The sequence below is a fragment of the Mesorhizobium amorphae CCNWGS0123 genome (genome assembly GCF_001686985.1).
Taxonomy (GTDB): Bacteria; Pseudomonadota; Alphaproteobacteria; order Rhizobiales; family Rhizobiaceae; genus Mesorhizobium; species Mesorhizobium amorphae.
The window spans coordinates 1,329,186-1,347,343 of sequence record NZ_CP015318.1 but is presented as its reverse complement, the minus strand read 5'-3'; the positions used below and the strand labels follow the sequence as shown (position 1 = coordinate 1,347,343).

General features: G+C 62.8%; 18 protein-coding genes. 4 read left to right on the top strand and 14 right to left on the bottom strand.

Going from position 1 to position 18,158, the window contains the following annotated elements:
* Positions 1-22 precede the first annotated feature (22 nt).
* On the top strand, positions 23-1,297 hold the full coding sequence (locus A6B35_RS06440; RefSeq protein ID WP_040583730.1) for an FGGY-family carbohydrate kinase: 1,275 nt from the start codon (positions 23-25) through the stop codon (positions 1,295-1,297).
* Positions 1,294-2,145, top strand: coding sequence for a TIGR01459 family HAD-type hydrolase (locus A6B35_RS06435; protein ID WP_006205284.1), 852 nt, complete (start codon positions 1,294-1,296; stop codon positions 2,143-2,145). Before A6B35_RS06440 ends, A6B35_RS06435 begins: the two co-directional genes overlap by 4 nt.
* A 1-nt stretch (position 2,146) precedes the next feature.
* Here the strand turns inward: A6B35_RS06435 and A6B35_RS06430 are convergent, their stop codons facing one another.
* The 7 genes from A6B35_RS06430 to A6B35_RS06400 form a co-directional block, all read right to left on the bottom strand.
* The gene (locus A6B35_RS06430) at positions 2,147-3,214 is read right to left on the bottom strand and encodes an ABC transporter ATP-binding protein (protein ID WP_006205286.1); all 1,068 of its coding nucleotides are present in this window, start codon (positions 3,212-3,214) and stop codon (positions 2,147-2,149) included.
* Positions 3,215-3,217: 3 nt separating this feature from the next.
* Positions 3,218-4,066: a carbohydrate ABC transporter permease gene (locus A6B35_RS06425; RefSeq protein ID WP_006205287.1), complete on the bottom strand. Its 849-nt coding sequence runs from the start codon at positions 4,064-4,066 to the stop codon at positions 3,218-3,220.
* Positions 4,066-4,989: a carbohydrate ABC transporter permease gene (locus A6B35_RS06420; protein WP_006205288.1), complete on the bottom strand. Its 924-nt coding sequence runs from the start codon at positions 4,987-4,989 to the stop codon at positions 4,066-4,068. The genes A6B35_RS06425 and A6B35_RS06420 overlap by 1 nt, the downstream gene beginning before the upstream one ends.
* Before the next feature lie 174 nt (positions 4,990-5,163).
* Positions 5,164-6,441, bottom strand: coding sequence for an ABC transporter substrate-binding protein (locus tag A6B35_RS06415; protein ID WP_006203988.1), 1,278 nt, complete (start codon positions 6,439-6,441; stop codon positions 5,164-5,166).
* A gap of 29 nt (positions 6,442-6,470) precedes the next feature.
* Entirely contained in the window at positions 6,471-7,673 is a 1,203-nt protein-coding gene (locus A6B35_RS06410; RefSeq protein ID WP_006203989.1) for a PLP-dependent transferase, read from the bottom strand.
* The gene (locus A6B35_RS06405) at positions 7,670-8,401 is read right to left on the bottom strand and encodes a FadR/GntR family transcriptional regulator (protein WP_006203990.1); all 732 of its coding nucleotides are present in this window, start codon (positions 8,399-8,401) and stop codon (positions 7,670-7,672) included. Before A6B35_RS06405 ends, A6B35_RS06410 begins: the two co-directional genes overlap by 4 nt.
* A 122-nt stretch (positions 8,402-8,523) precedes the next feature.
* Entirely contained in the window at positions 8,524-9,231 is a 708-nt protein-coding gene (locus A6B35_RS06400; protein ID WP_006203991.1) for a DJ-1/PfpI family protein, read from the bottom strand.
* 87 nt (positions 9,232-9,318) lie between these two features.
* Here A6B35_RS06400 and A6B35_RS06395 point away from each other — a divergent pair, with 87 nt between their 5' ends.
* Entirely contained in the window at positions 9,319-10,266 is a 948-nt protein-coding gene (locus tag A6B35_RS06395) for a GlxA family transcriptional regulator (protein WP_006203992.1), read from the top strand.
* An 87-nt stretch (positions 10,267-10,353) separates the two neighbouring features.
* Here A6B35_RS06395 and A6B35_RS06390 read toward each other — a convergent pair whose 3' ends face one another.
* The 6 genes from A6B35_RS06390 to A6B35_RS06365 all read right to left on the bottom strand — a co-directional run bounded on the left by A6B35_RS06390 (position 10,354) and on the right by A6B35_RS06365 (position 16,072).
* Positions 10,354-11,067 carry a DUF2161 family putative PD-(D/E)XK-type phosphodiesterase gene (locus tag A6B35_RS06390; protein WP_006203993.1) on the bottom strand — a complete coding sequence of 238 codons (714 nt, stop codon included), beginning with the start codon at positions 11,065-11,067 and terminating at the stop codon, positions 10,354-10,356.
* Positions 11,068-11,154: 87 nt separating this feature from the next.
* Positions 11,155-11,607 (bottom strand): hypothetical protein, encoded by a 453-nt coding sequence (locus tag A6B35_RS06385; protein WP_006203994.1) that lies wholly within the window; start codon positions 11,605-11,607, stop codon positions 11,155-11,157.
* Between the two features lie 44 nt (positions 11,608-11,651).
* Entirely contained in the window at positions 11,652-11,972 is a 321-nt protein-coding gene (locus tag A6B35_RS06380) for a hypothetical protein (protein WP_006203995.1), read from the bottom strand.
* A 31-nt stretch (positions 11,973-12,003) separates the two neighbouring features.
* On the bottom strand, positions 12,004-13,443 hold the full coding sequence (locus A6B35_RS06375; protein WP_139032235.1) for a glycosyltransferase: 1,440 nt from the start codon (positions 13,441-13,443) through the stop codon (positions 12,004-12,006).
* A gap of 680 nt (positions 13,444-14,123) precedes the next feature.
* Positions 14,124-15,206 (bottom strand): DUF5666 domain-containing protein, encoded by a 1,083-nt coding sequence (locus tag A6B35_RS06370; protein WP_006203998.1) that lies wholly within the window; start codon positions 15,204-15,206, stop codon positions 14,124-14,126.
* Positions 15,203-16,072: a DUF6502 family protein gene (locus tag A6B35_RS06365; RefSeq protein ID WP_244425980.1), complete on the bottom strand. Its 870-nt coding sequence runs from the start codon at positions 16,070-16,072 to the stop codon at positions 15,203-15,205. Before A6B35_RS06365 ends, A6B35_RS06370 begins: the two co-directional genes overlap by 4 nt.
* A gap of 575 nt (positions 16,073-16,647) precedes the next feature.
* On the opposite strand from A6B35_RS06365, the gene A6B35_RS34285 reads away from it, so the two are divergent.
* Positions 16,648-17,055 carry a Ros/MucR family transcriptional regulator gene (locus A6B35_RS34285; protein ID WP_006204000.1) on the top strand — a complete coding sequence of 136 codons (408 nt, stop codon included), beginning with the start codon at positions 16,648-16,650 and terminating at the stop codon, positions 17,053-17,055.
* 73 nt (positions 17,056-17,128) lie between these two features.
* On the opposite strand, the gene A6B35_RS06360 is transcribed toward A6B35_RS34285, so the two are convergent.
* Positions 17,129-18,148 carry an LLM class flavin-dependent oxidoreductase gene (locus A6B35_RS06360; protein ID WP_006204001.1) on the bottom strand — a complete coding sequence of 340 codons (1,020 nt, stop codon included), beginning with the start codon at positions 18,146-18,148 and terminating at the stop codon, positions 17,129-17,131.
* Between the last annotated feature and the right edge of the window lie 10 nt (positions 18,149-18,158).

Sequence of the window (18,158 nt, the reverse complement as noted above, 5' to 3'; positions counted from 1 at the left end):
CAGCAAGCAAGGGACGGATGACATGATGCCACTTGCCATAGGCATCGACATCGGCACCTCCGGTGCGCGTGCCGTCGCCATGCGTCCGGATTTTTCCATTGCAGCGCAGTCCACCGTTGCCCTCGAACGCTTTGGCGCGAACGGCCGCGACCCTGCCGTGTGGTGGGAAGCGGTCGCGTCAGCGCTGGCGGAACTGCTGGCGGGGATCGATCGCGCGGCGGTGCGCTCGATCGCCGTCGACGGCACGTCGGGCACGCTGCTGCCGGTCGACAGTGCGGGGCGGCCACAGGCCGAGCCGCTGATGTACCACGACAAGGTTTCGGACGACACCATCCTCGCCGCGGTCGCCCGCGAGGCACCGGAGACGAGCGCCGCGCACGGCGCCACATCGGGCCTCGCCAAGGCGCTGTGGTTTCAGCGCCTGCCCGGCGTCGCTCGAATGCTGCACCAGGCCGACTGGATCGCCGGACAGTTTTCCGGCCGCTTCGACATCAGCGATGAGAACAATGCGTTGAAAACCGGCTACGACGTCGAGGCCCGCCGCTGGCCGGACTGGATCGCGGCCACCGGCATGCGCATGGAGCAGCTGCCTGATGTCGTCGCGCCAGGCAGCGTGACTGGCAGGCTCACGCCAAGCGCCGCCGACCTGTTCGGTCTGTCGCCTGACGTGGCCGTGGTTGCCGGAACGACTGATGGCTGCGCCTCGTTCCTGGCCACGGGCGCCATCGAAGCCGGGGACGGAGTCACGGCGCTCGGCTCGTCGCTGACCATCAAGATCCTGTCCGACCGGCCGATCTCGGCGCCGCGCTACGGCATCTACAGCCATCGGCTGGGCGATGCCTGGCTAGCCGGCGGTGCGTCGAATTCCGGCGGCAAGGTTCTGGCCAAGCATTTTTCGCTCGCGCGCATCATCGAACTGAGTGCAGCGATCGACCCGATGACGGATACCGGCCTCGACTACTATCCGCTCGGCACGGCCGGCGAACGTTTTCCGATCGCCGATCCGGCGCTGCCGCCGCGCCTCGAACCGCGACCTCAGTCCGAAGCCGACTATCTGAAGGCCATGCTGGAAGGCATCGCGGCAATCGAGGCGCTCGGCTATCAGAGGCTTGCCGAGCTCGGCGCGCCGAAACTGACCTCGGTCCGAAGCGTCGGCGGTGGTGCCGCCAATGCCGCCTGGACGGCGATCCGCCAGCGCAAACTCGGGGTCGATTTATTAGCCGCGTTTTCCGACGAGGCCGCCGCCGGCACGGCGCGGCTGGCGCTGATGGGCGCAAGCGAGGCGGGGTTGTTGTGAGCACAAAACAGGCAAAACACCTCGACGGGATCGGAGCGCTGGCCGAGCGCTACGAGGTGTTCCTGCTCGACCAGTTCGGTGTGCTGCATGATGGCCAGCAACCCTATTCGGGCGCTGTGGAAGCGCTGTCGGCGCTGAAGCGCGTCGGCAAGACAGTGGTCCTGATCTCGAATTCCGGCAAACGGGCGGAACCCAACGAGCGGCGCCTACTGAAACTCGGCTTCGAAGCAGGAAGCTGGGATCATTTTGTCTCATCTGGCGAGGTGGCGTGGCGCGCCTTTCACGCCATGGCCGCATCCGGAAAACTGCGCCCAGGCACGAGATGCCTGCTGATCAGCCGCGATAGCGACCGCTCGGCGATCGACGGCCTGCCCCTGACCCTGACCGACAGCGGCGACGATGCCGAACTGGTGCTGATCTCGGCCAGCGAAGGCGACCGCTACGATCTCGACCACTATCGGAAGCTGCTCGGCCCGGCGGCGGCGAAACAGGTGACGTGTTTCTGCACCAATCCCGACAGGATCATGCTGACGGCGGTCGGACCGCGCTTCGGCGCCGGCGAGCTTGCCGATCTTTACGAGGGCCTCGGCGGCAGCGTCACCCGCATCGGCAAGCCCTATCCCGCGATCTACGATGCGGCGCTGGCGCTGGCCGGCAATCCGGACCGAGCCAGCGTGGTCTGCGTCGGCGACAGCGTCGAGCATGATATCGCCGGCGGCAGCGGCGTGGACGTCGCCACCGCGCTGGTGTTGTCGGGCATACTGGCTGACATCGCCGACCTGGCCGGGGTTTTCGACCGGGAAGGCGCCTATCCGGATTACACGCTAAACGCGTTCCGCCTGCGCTGACCTATCCTATGCGATTGCCGCTTGCGGGATCGAAGAGATGCAGCGCCGTCGGATCGGCGCCAAGCCGCACCATGTCGCCTGGCCGGACATTGCTGCGCCCCATGACGAACACGCAGACCTGCTGGTTGGCGAGCTTGACATAGAACTGTGTCGACAGGCCGAGCGGTTCCACCACTTCGACTTCGGCCTTGAGCGGCCCATCTTCGGAGAGCTGGATGTGTTCAGGCCTGAGCCCGACGGTCAGCGCATCGCCATCCTTCAACGGCAGGCCATCGGGCAGTCTCAACTTCTGGCCGTCAGCCAGTACGGCGTCGACCTTGCCACTTCTGCTGACCTTTGCCGGCAAAAAATTCATGCCGGGTGAGCCTATGAAACCGGCGACGAACATGTTGATCGGCCGGTCGTAGAGTTCGAGCGGATGACCGACCTGCTGAACAAAACCGTCATGCATGACGACGATGCGGTCGGCCATGGTCATGGCCTCGATCTGGTCGTGGGTGACATAGACCGATGTGGTCTTGAGCTGCTGGTGCAGCGCCTTGATTTCGGCGCGCATATGGACGCGCAGCTTGGCGTCGAGATTGCTGAGCGGCTCGTCGAACAGAAACACCTTGGGGTCGCGCACGATGGCGCGGCCCATGGCGACGCGCTGGCGCTGGCCGCCGGACAGCTGGCGCGGCAGGCGGCCGAGAAAACTGTCGAGGCCAAGCCGCTTGGCGGCCGCACCCACCCTGGTGTCGATCGTCGTCTTTTCGGCCTTCTTCAAGAGCAGGCTGAAGCCCATGTTCGACGACACATCCATATGCGGGTAGAGCGCGTAGGACTGAAACACCATGGCGATGTCGCGGTCCTTCGGCGCGACGTCGTTGACCAGCCGCTCGCCGATGCGGATCTCGCCACCCGAGACCTCCTCCAGCCCGGCGATCATACGCAGCAAGGTCGACTTGCCGCAGCCGGACGGGCCGACCAGCACGACGAATTCGCCGTCGGCGATTTCGAGGTCGACGCCGTGCAGGATTCGCAGCGAGCCGTAGTCCTTCTCGACATGTTGCAGCGTGACGGAAGCCATCGATTATCCTTTGACCGCGCCGGCGGTGAGGCCGGTGACGAGATAGCGTTGCAGGAAGGCGAAGAAGATGCAGACCGGGATCAGCGCCAGGATGGAAGCCGCCATCATCTGCCCCCAGTCGACGGCGAACTTGCCGATATAGGTGAGCAGGCCGACGGCAAACGTCTTCTGATCGTCGCTGGAGATCAGCATCAGTGCAAACAGAAGCTCGCTCCAGGCGGCGGTGAAGACGAAGCCGAGCGTGGCGCCCATGCCTGGCAGTGTCAGCGGCACGATCACCTTGCGCATGGCCTGGGCCCGCGTGCAGCCGTCGATCATCGCTGCTTCTTCGAGATCCTTGGGGATGCCGTCGAAGAAGGACTGCATCAGGAAGGTGGCGAAGGCGGTGTTGAAGGCGGTGTAGATGATGATCAGTCCGACCAGGCTGTTGGTGAGGCCGAGCTCTCCCATGACGCGATAGATCGGCGGGATGACCATGACCAGCGGGAAGGTCTGGGTGAGCAGGAGCAGGATCGCCAGCGTCGCCTTGCCGCGGAAGGTGAACCGCGACATGGCATAGCCGGCGAGCGTGGCGATGACGGTGACGAAGGCTGCCGTCGACACCGAGACGATGACGCTGTTCATGAAATAGCGCGGGAAGTCGGAGGCTTCGAGCACGGTGACGAAATTCCGGAACGTCGTCTGCGACGGCCACAAGGTGATGCCTTCGGAATAGAGCAGCCGTTCCGGCGTCACCGAGATCTTCAGCGTCCAGAAGATCGGGAACAGCGCGAAGATCATGTAGGCGGCGATGGCGCCGTAGAGGCCAATGCCGCCGACGATGCGCGAGGAAGTGGAGCGCCCGGCGATCATCAGACGTGCCTCACCAGCAAGCGGCGGATGGCGATCAGCGCCACCGCATAGGCAATCAGCAGCACCAGCAGCAGTACCGCTACCGCCGAGGCATAGCCCTTGTCCAGCGACTTGAAGGCGCTGACATAAATGTAGACCGGCACCGTGCTGGTCGAGCCGGCCGGCCCACCCTCGGTCATGACGAAGATCAGGTCGGCGAAGGTGGCGATCCAGATCGTGCGCAGCATGACGGTGATGACGATGGTCGGCGCCAGGAAGGGCAGCGTCACCTTGGTGAAGCGCTGCCAGGGCGAGGCGCCGTCGATGGCGGCGGCCTCATGCAGTTCCGACGGGATCGACTTCAGCGCCGCCAGCAGCGTGATGGCGAAGAACGGAATGCCGAACCAGATGTTGGCGATGATCGGCCCCCACATGGCGGTGGCCGGATCGGACAGGATGTTGGTCGGCTCTGCCTTCAGCCCGAGCGCAAAGAGCCAGTGCGGCAAGGGCCCGATGATCGGGTTGAACAGCCAGGCCCAGGTCAGGCCCGACAGGAAGGACGGCACCGCCCAGGGCAGGAACACCACCGCCTGCACAACCTTGCGGCCGATGAACGGCTTGTCGAGCAGCAGCGCCAGGCCGAGGCCGAGGAAGAACTGGAAGAACAGGCTGGCGACCGTCCACCACAGCGTGTTGACCAGCGCCTGCCCCAGCACCTGGTCGGACAGCATGGTCTCGTACTGGCCGAGGCCGACATATTCCGACCTGAAGGCGGAGAACTTTCGGAACGAATAGCTGATGCCGATGATCAGCGGCACGAGAAGAACGACGACCAGCAGAACGATAGCCGGCGAAAGATAGAGCCAGGGCTCGATGGCGGCATGGGATAGCCGTTTGCGTCGCGGCTTGCCTGCGGGTCGTATAGCGGACACGGCATAGGTCATCGGCTTGTGGATCGTCTCCTGGGGCAGCGTCGGGGACAGCGTCCTTCTCCCCCAACGGGGAGAAGATGCCGGCAGGCAGATGAGGGGCGGCGCGAACTCACGAAAGTACGGCGCTGCCCCTCATCCGGCCCTTCGGGCCACCTTCTCCCCGTGAACGGGGAGAAGGAATAAGGATCACTTCTTGTTCTTCGCCATCCAGTCCTGCTGTTCCTTGGTCAGGAACGCGGCCCATTGGTCGGCGACCTCCTTGGCCGTCTTCTGGCCGAGCAGCACTTCCTGGAAGTTCTTGATCGCCACCTGGTCGACGAAGTTGCCCAGGTTCTCCAGATGCGTCGGCGGCGTCACCATTTCATATTTGGAGCTGTCGCTCAGCTCCGTGAACCAGCCCTTGAACTGCTCGGTCTTGAAATGGGCATCCTGGTCGGCGCCGTTGTGGATCGGGACGACGCCGACTTCCTTGGCCCATTCCAGATTGCCCTTGGGCGACAGCAGCGCCGCCATCAGCTTCCAGGCATCGTCCTTGTGCTGGGAATTGGCGAACATCGCCCAGCCGGCATAACCGAGCGTCGGATAAGACTTGCCGCTCGGTCCGACCGGCAATGGCGCCACGGCGAAGTCGTCGGCGCTCATCTTGTCGGCGATGCCGAGCAGCGCGTCCGGATCCTGGTTAAGCATGGCGCAGGTGCCGGAATAGAAGCCGGTGACGGTCTCGTTGAAGCCCCAGCTTACCGCATCCTTGGGCGCCAGGCCGTTCTTGTACATGTCGGCCAGCATCTGCAGGCCCTTGACCGAGCCTTCATCGTTGATTGTCGAGGTGCCGTCTTCGTTGAAGTAGCCGCCCTTGCCGGCGGCGATGTTCATAAACATGTGCATGCCGTTGAAGGCGCCCGGACCGCCGCGCAGGCAGTAGCCATATTTGCCGGGAATGGCCGAGATCTTCTTGGAATCCTCGACGAACTCATCGAGCGTCGCCGGCGGGCCGTCGAGACCAGCCTCCTTGAACAGCTTCTTGTTCCAGAACAGCGCGTTCACATAGTAGCCGTAGGGGATCATGAACTGGGTGTTGTTGACCGTCGAGCCGAACTGCTTGGCACGGTCGCCGAGCGTCTTGGCGTCGTCCCACTTGGCCATATAGGGCCCAAGGTCCTCGAGCTGGCCGTTGGTGGCATAGAGGCCCATCCAGCGCTCCGGCATCTCGACGATGTCGGGGGTGTCGCCGGCCTGCACCATGGTCAGGAATTTCTCGAACGCCTGGCCCCAGGGCAGCGAGACGAGCTCAACCTTGACGCCCGGATTGGCGGCCTCGAACTCGGCGATCTGCTTCTTCAAGAATTCGGTGCGCGGCGGGCTGGTGATGACCTCGACCATCTTGAGGGTGGACTCGGCCATGGCACTGCCGGCGGAGATCGCCAGTCCGGCGAAGGCGGCAAGCATGAATGTCAATCTTTTCATGTTCGGTACTCCCATTTTGAACTGCCTCGTTATTTTTTTGCTTTGTCGAAGGCCTGGGCGATGTCGGCCCAGAGATCCTCGACATTTTCCAATCCGACGTTGAAGCGGATGGTTCGGGGGCTGACGCCGAAGCGCGCCATCGAATTCAGGCCCGGCGTCTGCTCGAGCGAGGCCTTTGCCGGGACGACCAGGCTCTCATGGCCGCCCCAGCTGACGCCGATGCGGAAGAATTTCAGCGCGTCGACGAAGGCCGGAATGTCGACATCCTCCGTCACCTCGAAGGAGAACAGCCCGGCATAGCCGGCCAGCGTCGCCTTGCCCGGATGGTTGGAATAGGCCGGGTGGTTGACCCGCTCGACCTGGCCGTGCGCCTTCAGCCGTTCCGCCAGGATGAGCCCGCTCTTCATGTGGTGCGGCAGCCTGAGCGGCAGCGTGCGCAGGCCGCGCAGCAGCAGCCACGCCTCGAACGGCGACAGCTTGCCGCCGAGCGAGGAATAGGTTTGCTCATTGATGCGGCCGATATGGGCCGCCGAACCCGCCACCACGCCGGCGACCGTGTCGCTGTGGCCGCCGAGATATTTCGAGGCCGAATGCAACACGAGGTCGACGCCGTGCGAAATCGGCTTCTGGAACACCGGGGTGGCCCAGGAATTGTCTATACTGGTGACGATGCCCTGCTCCTTGGCCAGCCGCGTCAGATGCGCGATGTCCTGCAGCTCGAACAGCATCGAGGTCGGGCTTTCCAGGTAGAGCAGCTTGGCGCCGGGCAGTGCGGCCGCAACGGCGTCCGGATCGGAGCCGTCGACATAGTCGACCTTGATGTTGAGGCGCGGGAACAGCCGCTCGAACAGCCGGTAGGCATCGCCGTAGCAATTGCGCACGGCGACGATGCGCTCGCCGGCGCCGACGAAGGCGAGCACCGTGGCGCTGATCGCCGCCATGCCGCTGGAAAAGCCGCGTGCGGCTTCCGCGCCCTCAAGCGCGGCCACGCGCGCCTCGAATTCCATCACCGTCGGGTTGTCGCCGCGCGAATAGATCGGCTGGCGGCGCCGGCCGGCAAAAGTATCGGCCATCTCGGCATAGTTGGCGAAGGTGAACAGCGATGTCTGGTAGATCGGCGGCACCACCGCACCGCCGGGAAACGGATCGTCATGGGCGAGGAGCGTCGCCGCCTCGGCGAGATAGTCGCTGCCAAAAGTGCCTGGGCCGAAGCCGGTGGGGTGCTCGTTCATTTTCTGTCCGAAAGTTTGAGATTGGCGGCGCCGCGCTTCAGATCGTCCTCCACGGTGGCGATCAGCTTCAGCGCCTCGGCCCGGGCTCCTTCCGGGTCGTGCGCGGCGATGCAGTTGAAGATGGTGCGGTGGTAGGGAAAGCTGGCATGGCCGAAGTCGCGCACGCCGAGCGGATGTTCCCAGAAACGGTGGAACAGCTCGTACATGGCGGCGATGATCTGTTCGAACAGCGGATTGCCCGAAGCGCGGAAGATCGCCTGGTGGAATTCCCAGTCCTCGTCCGACGACATGCCGGCGCGGGTCTGGAAGGCCTCTTCCATGATGTCGAGCTTGCGTTCGATTTCAGCGATCTCGGCCTTGCCGGCGCGGACGGCGCAAAGGGCTGCCGCTTCCGCCTCCAGCGCGCGGCGGATCTCCAGCGTGGACATCAGGCCAGCGAAATCATTGCCGCCGGCCAATGTCAGCGGCATGTGCAGCATATCGAGCGAAACGGCTGCCTTGAGATAGGTGCCGCTGCCCTGGCGGCGTTCGACGAGACCCAGCCCCTCCCAGCGCGTCAGCGCCTCGCGCACCGTGTTGCGGCTGACCTTGAGGCGCTCGGCGAGGATGCGCTCAGTCGGCAGCTTCTCGCCAGGCCCCAGCTTTTCCTGCATGACGAAACCGGCCAACGCCTTCAGCACCGCATCGTCGCGGGCCGTCGTCTGGATCGGCGGAAGGAAATCGGTCACGCAGGCTGGACCTTAAGTGGTTCAATGGTCCAACCAATTTCTGCACAGACAGACGGGCGAGTCAACCGCCGAAATGGAGCAGGGCCGAATAGCGCGGAGATGCGCCATTCGACCGGGCCGGTTCAGCCGTGAGCGCGCGACGGCGCTGGGTCCACACTGGCCCTGCGCCAGCGGGCAAACATCTCCTCGCGAGCCTGCCTCGAGGCCGCAAGCCGCTCTTTTGCCTGCGCCAGCACGGCAGGCGAAGCCTGCGCGGGCGTGCCGGATCGGAAGGGAGGAGCCGGGGCATATTCGAGTGTGAGCTGCACCGTTTCGGCCTCGGCCTGGCCGAGAAGCCTGGCGACCAAGAGGAGACCGAAATCGATGCCTGAGGTGACGCCGCCTGCGGTGATCAGCTTGCCGTCCTCCACGATACGCTCGTCGACAGGGATCGCCCCGAACTCTTCAAGGAAATCATGAGCATACCAATGCGTCGTCGCGCGCTTGCCCTTCAGCAACCCGGCCGCGCCGAGCACCAGGGCGCCGCTGCATACCGAGGTGATGTAGCGCGCCTGGGCCGCGCGCTCCCACACGAAATCGAGGACCCTCTGGTCCTCCAGCAGCGCGTTGACGCCGCCCCCGCCTGGAATGCACAGCACATCGAGAGGCGGGCAATCGTCGAAGGTCGCCGTCGGGCTGAGGGACAGCCGCGTCGAGGACGTCACCGGATTGCGATCCTTCCAGATCAATTCCACCTCGGCGCCTTTGGCAGTTGCCAGGACTTCGTAGGGACCAGTGAGGTCCAGCTGTTGAACGTTGGGGAATACCAGGATGCCGAAACGAAGGGACATGGAAATCTCCGTGGGTTGACTCCGGGCAATCTAGGGCATCATGCTTTGGCACGATTGCCATTCATCCCTCATTTCAGGCCAAAACAGATGCGCCGCATCGAACTGCTTGCCTATCCCGAGGTGCAACTTCTCGACGTCAGCGGACCGCTGCAGGTCTTCGCCAGCGCCAACGATTTCAGGACGCAGGCCGGCGAGCCAGCTCCCTACGAAGTCGCGGTCGTTGCCGCCTCGCCGCGGATCAGGACATCGGCCGGTCTTGTGCTGGAGGCGGCCGCGCTGCCGGCACACGGGCTTGAGATCGATACGCTGATCGTGCCTGGCGGTTGGGGTGTCAACGCGGCCTGCGAGGATCCCCAGTTGGTCCGGTGGGTCATCGGCCGCTCGCGCGATGCGACGCGAACAGCTTCCGTCTGCAGCGGCGCCATGCTGCTGGCGGAGGCGGGCCTGCTCGATGGCCGTCGCGCGGTTACCCATTGGGGACGTTGCGCGGAGTTCGCCCGGCGCTTTCCGGCGGTCAGCCTCGAACCCGATCCGATCTTCATTCGCGACGGCAATGTCTGGACATCCGCGGGCGTAACGGCCGGGATCGATCTCGCCCTCTCCCTCGTCGAAGCCGATCTTGGCCGGCACATGGCGCTTGCGGTGGCGCGCGAGTTGGTGGTCTTCCTGAAACGTCCGGGCGGCCAGGCGCAATTCAGCCAGACCCTCAAGCTGCAGGAAGGCGACGGGCGCTTCGACCGGCTGCATGGATGGATCCTCGAGAATCTGGCCGGCGACCTGTCGCTCGCGCAGTTGGCCGACCACGCCAACATGAGCCCGCGCAGCTTCTCGCGGCACTATCGGGACGCAACGGGCCGGACACCCGCCCGTGCAATCGAAGAGATCCGGATCGAGGCGGCGCGCCGGATGCTGGAACGGGGCCTGACCGTCAACCAGACGGCTCGGCGCTGTGGCTTCGGCTCGGAAGAGACGATGCGGCGCGGCTTTCTGCGCGTCCTCGGCGCGAACCCGCGCGACTATCGCGAGCGTTTCTGACGCACAAACCTATTGGACTGAAAAGCGAATGCGCTGCCAAGCGCGAAATGGGTTCTCGACCCGATCTGCGAGGACGACGGCAGCAAGTCACGTGCCGACCTTCATTCCGAGTTGATCGGCCTCATACGGGGAGCCCTGTTGCGAACCCTGAAGGATCCCATTTGATTGCATGGCGGCGTGACCGAGGTCGGTCAGCGCATAGACGCCGCGCTCGGCCCTCGCAAACCAGCCGTAGTAATTGTGCAGCAGGATGCTGGCCGCGCGTGGTGAAACGGCCTTCAAATCGCGCGGCCGCTTCGGGCCATCGGCCATGGCGGCGGCGCAAGCCAGCGCGTCCTGTCGGTAGGCGGTCATGATCGGTACGCGCGTGCTGCCGCCGGGTGCGGGATCGCCGCGCCGGCGCCGATGCTCGTCCATCAATCGCGACCGTCGCCTCGGGTCGCGCCTTGGCGGCAGCGCGGCAGGGCTGAGCAGCAGTTCGACCTCGCCCTTACCGCCAACGCCCAGCAGGCCGAAGCCAAGGCGCCGGCACAACGCCCTGAACCGGCGATCCTGCTCGCGACCCTTGCCGCGTGCCGACATGCGCGCTGCAAGCCAGACCTCGTCGCAGGCCGCGGCCCGATCGACTGCCTGGAGCACGAGCTCGAGGTTGAACTGCAGTTTCAGCTCGCAAATGACGACCACGGGCGGCTCGCCATCGCGCACGCCGACGATATCGCAGCCGCCAATCTCGCCCTTGACGGTGAATCCCTGGCTCTCAAGGAACCGCTTTACCGGCGGGTAGAGGGACGTTTCCTGCATGCGCAAGACTTAGCCGATTCGGGCCAGGCTGGCACCGTGAAGACCGCGTGATGCCCGCAACGTCTACGGTGCCTGGCGCGACGAGCCTCACCAGAAACCGACGAGAGACCTCAGCATCGCTGCAGGGCCGGCCGCTTCCCGGCAGGTCTTGCGAAACCCGGTTCGCCCTGTTGCGCTGAGCACGTCATCATCGATGTCGCGAAGAATGGTTCGCGCATTGTGCCATCCGATGCGGGCAAGGGCGGATGCCAAATCCGCACGTGCGGGATCAAACGCGGTTTGATCGATCGTCAAGCCCGCAGCCCGGTCGATGTCGTTGCTCGCGCCGAGTGCGTGCTGTGGAATTGCCACAGCACCGGCGACGTCGAAAGGCGACGAAAGACCGAGACAATGGGAGATCGAATTCAGAGCAAGAGCGGGAGATGAAACGAGCTGCTCATAGCATACGAAATGTACCGGGGCGCCGGTACGGCGAAGAGCATCCATGGCGAAGTAAAACTGATTCCAGTAATCCGATGGATTGCGGAACCTGTATTCCATTTGCTTCGGTTCGGTAAAATCCTGCCTGATTTCAAATGGCCGGCTCAGAAAAGACCCGAGACATTTGCCCTGCTCGAAAACAGTATTGTTCCTGGCATAGCGGTACCATGAGGTATCTGGGTAACCGGATCCTTGCTGACGACAATGATGGGCAATTCCCCATATTGTAGATCGCGCCCGCTCATGAGGGCGGGAAAAATCCCGTGTTTCCAAAACCCCTGATCGAAAACGACCGGTGTCTTCAGATAGCGCTCGACCAGATATTTCGCGAGGTTTGTGCCCGATCTCGGCGTCCCCATGACACGGACTTGGACGGTATCGTCCCCGGGCCGGGTCTCCGAGCTGCCGATTGTTGAAATATCCATAGTGATTCCCGTGACCGAAGACTCTCGTTGTTCAGCCACCAATTCGCTCGGGTTGCCGCCTCGCCTCAGCCGCCATGGGAGCCGGCCAGGAGAATTCGTGCCCGAGATCGCTTAGATCATCGAGCGCGGAGACATGGTTGAAGATGGCTGCGAAAAACTCCCGCTCGCCGATCGGGCGGTACCGCGATGCGATCGTTGCACGCAGTTCGGCAAGCCAGGCCGGATCCGTGCAGGCTTTGGCGACCGCGGCGCACCACGCCTCGACATCGCGCGCCGGTATCGTCGGCATTAGTCCTTGCGTTGCCTCGGCCAGCGAAGGCGCATCCGAGATCAGGACCGGCAGTCCAAAATCGAGGCACTCGGCCGCTCCCAGGCCCCAGCCTTCCACCGCAGAAGGATAGACGCTGAATTCAGCGTCCCGGTAGAGCTCCGCAAGCTGCCGGTCCGTGATATTGGAGCGAAACTGGACGCACTGGCTGAGCTCCGGATGCTCCGCCATGAAGGCAACCAGCTCTTCATACATCCACCCCCAGCGACCGCAAAAGACGAGAATTGGCAGCCGGTCACCCAGGACGGGCAGCAAGCGATGCCATACTTTGAGCAGCAGGATATGGTTCTTCCTGATCTCAATGGTCGAGCAGTACAGAACAAACTTTCGGCCTTCGAGCTGCCTTTCGGAAGGCATCCGCTGATCCGCAACGCCCTCCTTGAGAAAGGCACCGGGTGATGCAACCGCGACTTCCGGAACCCGGCCGGGAGCGGATGTTGCTGCGTGACATTTCACCCTGTCGGCGGTGTACTTCGACACGCAGACGAGCAGGTCCGAATTTTCAATTTGCCAGGCCGTATCGCGGACGAAATTGCGGGCGTGATGAGGACCGACGAATTGCGGGAAATCGATCGGGATGATGTCGTGCATCAAGGTGAAAACGCTGCTCTTGATATTGCCCGTGAGCTTCTTCGAGGCGATCTCGTGGATGCTCGCGCTTGAGAGAAAGCATATGGCGCCTTCATCCTTCAGCGGATCTCTTGTTTCTGCCCTTCTTGGGCGCAGGGATGATTTCAGGACTTTGAAGAGGCGAATGGCCGTCTTGGACAGCTGAAACTTGACCCCGCTTCGCTTCTCACAACCCGCGACGAAGATCGCCGCCACACGATCGAACTCGCGCCCGAAAACGAAGGGCGCGGCCCGCATGATCGACAACACTTTCCAAAGGCGAGCCAGATACGAGCTTTCCTCGCCCTCGACAGGTTGCGGCAGTTCACCGTCGACCAACTGCCTTAGATAGCGAAGTTCCACTTCGCCCAACGTCTGACCCCGCCCCTGCGAGTCGACAAAGAAGAAACTGACCGGCGAGGTCTTCCATCGAAGAGCCTGACGGATGAGCGCTGTTTCGACGCGAGGGATGCCCACAGGCGGGTGCGGCCCCCAGCGGAACGGCAGGGTGGCGTCGATATACAATTTTTTCAATGATTTACCCTTGGTGAAGCTTCCGCGCTATTGGGCAATCCAGTTGCCGAAATGGAGCTCATGCCTGTTCAGACCGTATTGCTGCGGCCGCTTTCGTTTGATCTCGGCCCTGGGCTTCGGATTTTCCAAAATGCTCTCCCACAAGCTGGATTCGCTATACGTGGGAAAATTGCCCACGTCAAGCATGCTGAGCTCCCGACGACGCGAAGGGCGCTGCGGACTTGCGTCTGCGGTCATGAATGATGGAGTCGGGCCACCGCGATTCGCGAGAACCCTCATAAAAACGAAACATTGGGAATTGACTCGTGGGTAAAATTCCCACAATCTGAATTGGTCAGCGATGCTGATGCAGAAGAGGAGCAAGGTACTTCGATCCCTGCCATGCAATGTGCCGAGATCGAGTCTCGGCGGATCCCCCGTCCTATGTGATCCGCCGCAAGCAGCCGAACAAAAAGAGGCTCGAGCGAGCTCCCCCCGTTTGAGCGAGCCCGTCTTACGGCTGCCCCGACCGGCCTGTCTTCGTCTATCCCCGAAGACAGGCCGGTCGGATCATCCTTTTCTTGAAACGACCTCGCCAGCAGCAATTTTTTTGTGGGTTTAGGTGCCTCTCGGCGCGACGCCCGACATTTGAACCCAACAGGCCTCGCCGCCACAGCGGATGCCTGTAGGGCGATCGACTGCTAAGGCCCAGCCGGGCCGTCGGGTTCGCCGCCAGGACCATCTGGCCCGCCAGGCCCGCCAGGCCCGCCAGGACCGCCTGGACCACCCGGACCGCCAGGGCCAGGGGGATGTCGACCAGGCGGCGGGTTGGGCCGGTTTGGCGATTGCCTGCCGGCATTGCCTTGACGTGACGCCGAGACAATATTCCCCTCTCGGTCAAACCTGACATCGAGGAACGCCCGGACATTGCCGGTCGATGTCGAATCGCCGTTCTGGTCGTCGATGGCGACGCCCAAACCTGACTTGAGCTCGTGTCCCCGGCGTTGCAGAAACGTCTCGTACAGGATGCTCGCGACATAGGCCTGCGGAACCGGAGCTTCCGCCTCCAGATGCATCACTCTGTATCCGCCGTCGGCCTTGGCCAGGGCCAGCTGAACGCGCCTATCTGCAAACTCTGATGATCTTGGTCCGATCTTGAGCCGCCCGACCAGCAGTTCGCCTGACTTCACGATTGCCAGGCCGCGAACCGAATAGTGCGCTTCATCAGGTCTGGCCTCGATCAAGTCGGGCCTAGCCTCGATCAAGCTCGCAACGATTTTCCCATCGGGCCGGCGAATGCCGTAGACGGCCACGACATCGCCCGTCCTGACCACCAATCCCTCAGGAATTTGGCTGGTATCGATGTCCTGCCCGAGGACCGACATCGAGCCGGCAGTGGCGCGCTCGACAGGGCCAACCACCTCGCTGGTGACATGGATCGCGCGGGTGATGGGCTGACCTGCCTGCTGTTCCACCACGATCCGGACGACCTGCCCTATCTTCAGGCTGCCTGAGGTGGCACGAACTCCGTCGACCAACACCGGCACGTCCGGCTGATACGCAACGCGCACGTCATTGACGAAAATACTGCCGAAGCGCTGGATGGTTCCTACGATACCGGTGCCGCCGATGCCTTGATCGCTGTCTGTTCCCGCCGTCCAGCCAGTGCCGCCGATTCCCTGGTCCTTCGGCTGCTCTGTCGCTCTTGCAAGCATGCTGCAAGACACTGCCGGCACGGCAGCGCCAAGCGTCAGAAAATCCCGCCTCGTCAGCCTCCAGCTCATGAAGTCTCCCCGCCAGCATCCTTTTGCTGGGGCGGTTCTTCAGCAACGAGCGACGTCCCATCGGAGGTCAGGATATAGATGCCGCAATTCCACCGGCTGGTCCCGCCGGGATCACTTTGGATGGACTGGTTCGCATGCTTGTTCAGATGGAGCAGCGTGTCGATTGCGAGTTTGCGGCTATAGGCCTCGAGCGATTTGGCAAGCTGTTCGGATAGCCCGTCGTAATGGACGGCGCGCTCGAGGAAGGGCGGATCATCGGCCAGGATGTTCTGGACGGCGGCGGCGGCATGATCCCCGAGATTTCGGGCAAAGTAGTAGAGCCGAACCTCGCCGTCGCCTCGCGGAACCATGGCTCCTTCCATCAGGACGATGCGATCGTTCTCGTCGATCTCAACCAGCTTTCGATCAAGCCAATCGTCCAGGACGGCCCTCGGCCGCAAATCGCGCGTTACCGATTCCACAAGGCTGGCAAAGGATGCCTCTCCAGCCTCGCTGGCTCGCGGCAGGGGCAACGGAATGCCCCTGGCATCGACAAACGACGGATCCGCAAGCCAGCGCGCAACGATGGCACTCGTCCTGGAGACGGAATCGGGCACCACCCGCACCGGAGCCCCGGCGCCTCTTAGCCGACTGACTTCCTTGCGATGAACGCCGGTAAGCAGGCTGACCCTGCTGTCGGTCTGCTGCTTGTCGGGCAAGGCGAATTCATGCTCCGCCACATTGACGTAAAGCTGACGCAGCAGATCGACGAAGGTCGGAAACGTCACCCCGCACTTGATCGCCAATCGCACCAACGGGCGAAGTGCCCGGTTCAACGCGCCCTGGACCCCAGTGGCGTCCAGATGTTGTCCCCCCGATTTGCTCATCGCCGTCCTCACTAGCTAGAGCGGTTCAAATAGAACTGTTGAACCACTCTAACTCTTTGTTTTGACGCAATTCCGGACGGAAAACCGCTGTGCACTTTTCCTGGAGTTGCTCTCGTCACGAAATCGACCATCCATCCCTCGAAAACTCTGGCCGAAAATAGCTTGTGGGAAATGTTTCCACAAGAGGACCATACTCGGGTGACACAATGGTCGATCTTTCGGATGCTCCTGAGTCTCGAAGTTTGCACCCAATCAAGATCGAATGCCCGGGGCCAGTCACCGGTCCAGTATGCAATCAGCAGGGGAAATCCTCGCCTTCGACTAAAGAACTTCGCCTCAGTTGACATGTGTGAAATTTTCCCACACTTTGCTTTCCGGAACTGGAAACCGAACAGCAGCAACCGCCGCAGCCTTGCCAATGAGAGGCATCTTTGAAGAAACCTTACACAAAGCCGACCTTAAGCAGGATCAAAGACAGGCCCGAAAAAGGCCAGACCGAAATTGGCCCTTACACAAATTCCGCCCTCGGAAAATCCCCCCGCAAAACACTCAAAACCGCAGAAGAGACGCTCCCTATGCTGCACCAAGATAATCTCGATCCTCTTGTTTCGATAACTGCCGATGTCGTGTCGGCCTACATTTCAAACAACCCTCTTCCTGCCACCGACCTTCCAAATTTCATCGGCCAGATCTACACATCACTCAAGGTCATTTCAGCTGGAGCTACCCCGGTCCAGCCTGGCGAACTTAAAGCAGCCGTTCCTGTGAGAAAGTCTGTCACGCCCGACTTCATCATCTGCCTCGAAGACGGCAAGCGCTTCAAGTCATTGAAGCGGCATATCGGGGTACACTATGGCCTTACGCCGGAACAATATCGAACGAAGTGGAACTTGCCTTCCGACTACCCGATGGTAGCGGCAAATTACTCCGCACGTCGTTCGACACTGGCCAAATCGATGGGGCTCGGCCGAAAGCCGAAGTGAGTTGCGCTGCCGCAGGGCGGTTTGCGCAAGCGCGTAGGCGTCGCGCCCGTCCGCGCCGAACAAGGTCGGAACGTCAGCGCCAGCCGAGGGCCGGCGCGACGTGCTTCAGTATCGCCCCGATGACATGCGCGTTGTAGTCGACGCCGAGCTGGTTGGGGACGGTCAGCAGCAGCGTATCGGCCTCGGCGATCGCTTCGTCCTCTCTCAGTTGTTCAACGAGGACATCCGGCTCGGCGGCGTAGGTGCGGCCAAACACGGCAAGTTTGTCGGGCTCGATATAGCCGAAATGATCCTCGCTCCCGTTGCCGCCGAAATAGGCGCGGTCGCGGTCGTTCACCAACGCGAATATGCTGCGGCTGACGGACACCCGCGGCTCGCTCGCATGCCCCGCTTCCTTCCACGCCGCGCGAAAAGCCCGGATCTGCTCGGCCTGCTGGATGTGGAGCGGCTGTCCGCCCTCGTCGAATTTGAGCGTCGAGCTCTGCAGGTTCATGCCGAGCTTGCCCGCCCATTGCGCGGTGGCGTTGGTGGCGGCGCCCCACCAGATCCTGTCGCGCAGACCGGCCGAGAACGGCTCGACACGCAGCATTCCAGGCGGATTGGGAAACATCGGCCGCGGGTTTGGTTGTGCGAAGCCTTCGCCGCGCAGCACTTCGAGGAAAACCTCGGCGTGGCTGCGTGCCATGTCGGCATCGCTCTGGCCTTCCTGCGGCACGTAGCCGAAGTAGCGCCAGCCGTCGATCACCTGCTCCGGCGATCCCCGGCTGATGCCAAGCTGCAGGCGACCGCCGGCGATCAGGTCGGCCGCGCCTGCGTCCTCCGCCATATACAGCGGGTTCTCGTAGCGCATGTCGATGACGGCGGTGCCGATCTCGATGCGGCTGGTTTTGGCGCCAACCGCAGCCAGAAGCGGAAAGGGCGAACCAAGCTGGCGGGCAAAATGATGCACGCGGAAATAGGCGCCGTCCGCGCCCAGTTCCTCGGCAGCGACGGCCAGCTCGATCGACTGCAGAAGCGCATCGGAAGCCGACCGCGTCTGCGACTGGGACGAGGGCGACCAATGGCCAAAGGAAAGGAAGCCGATCTTCTTCATGCGACAAGCC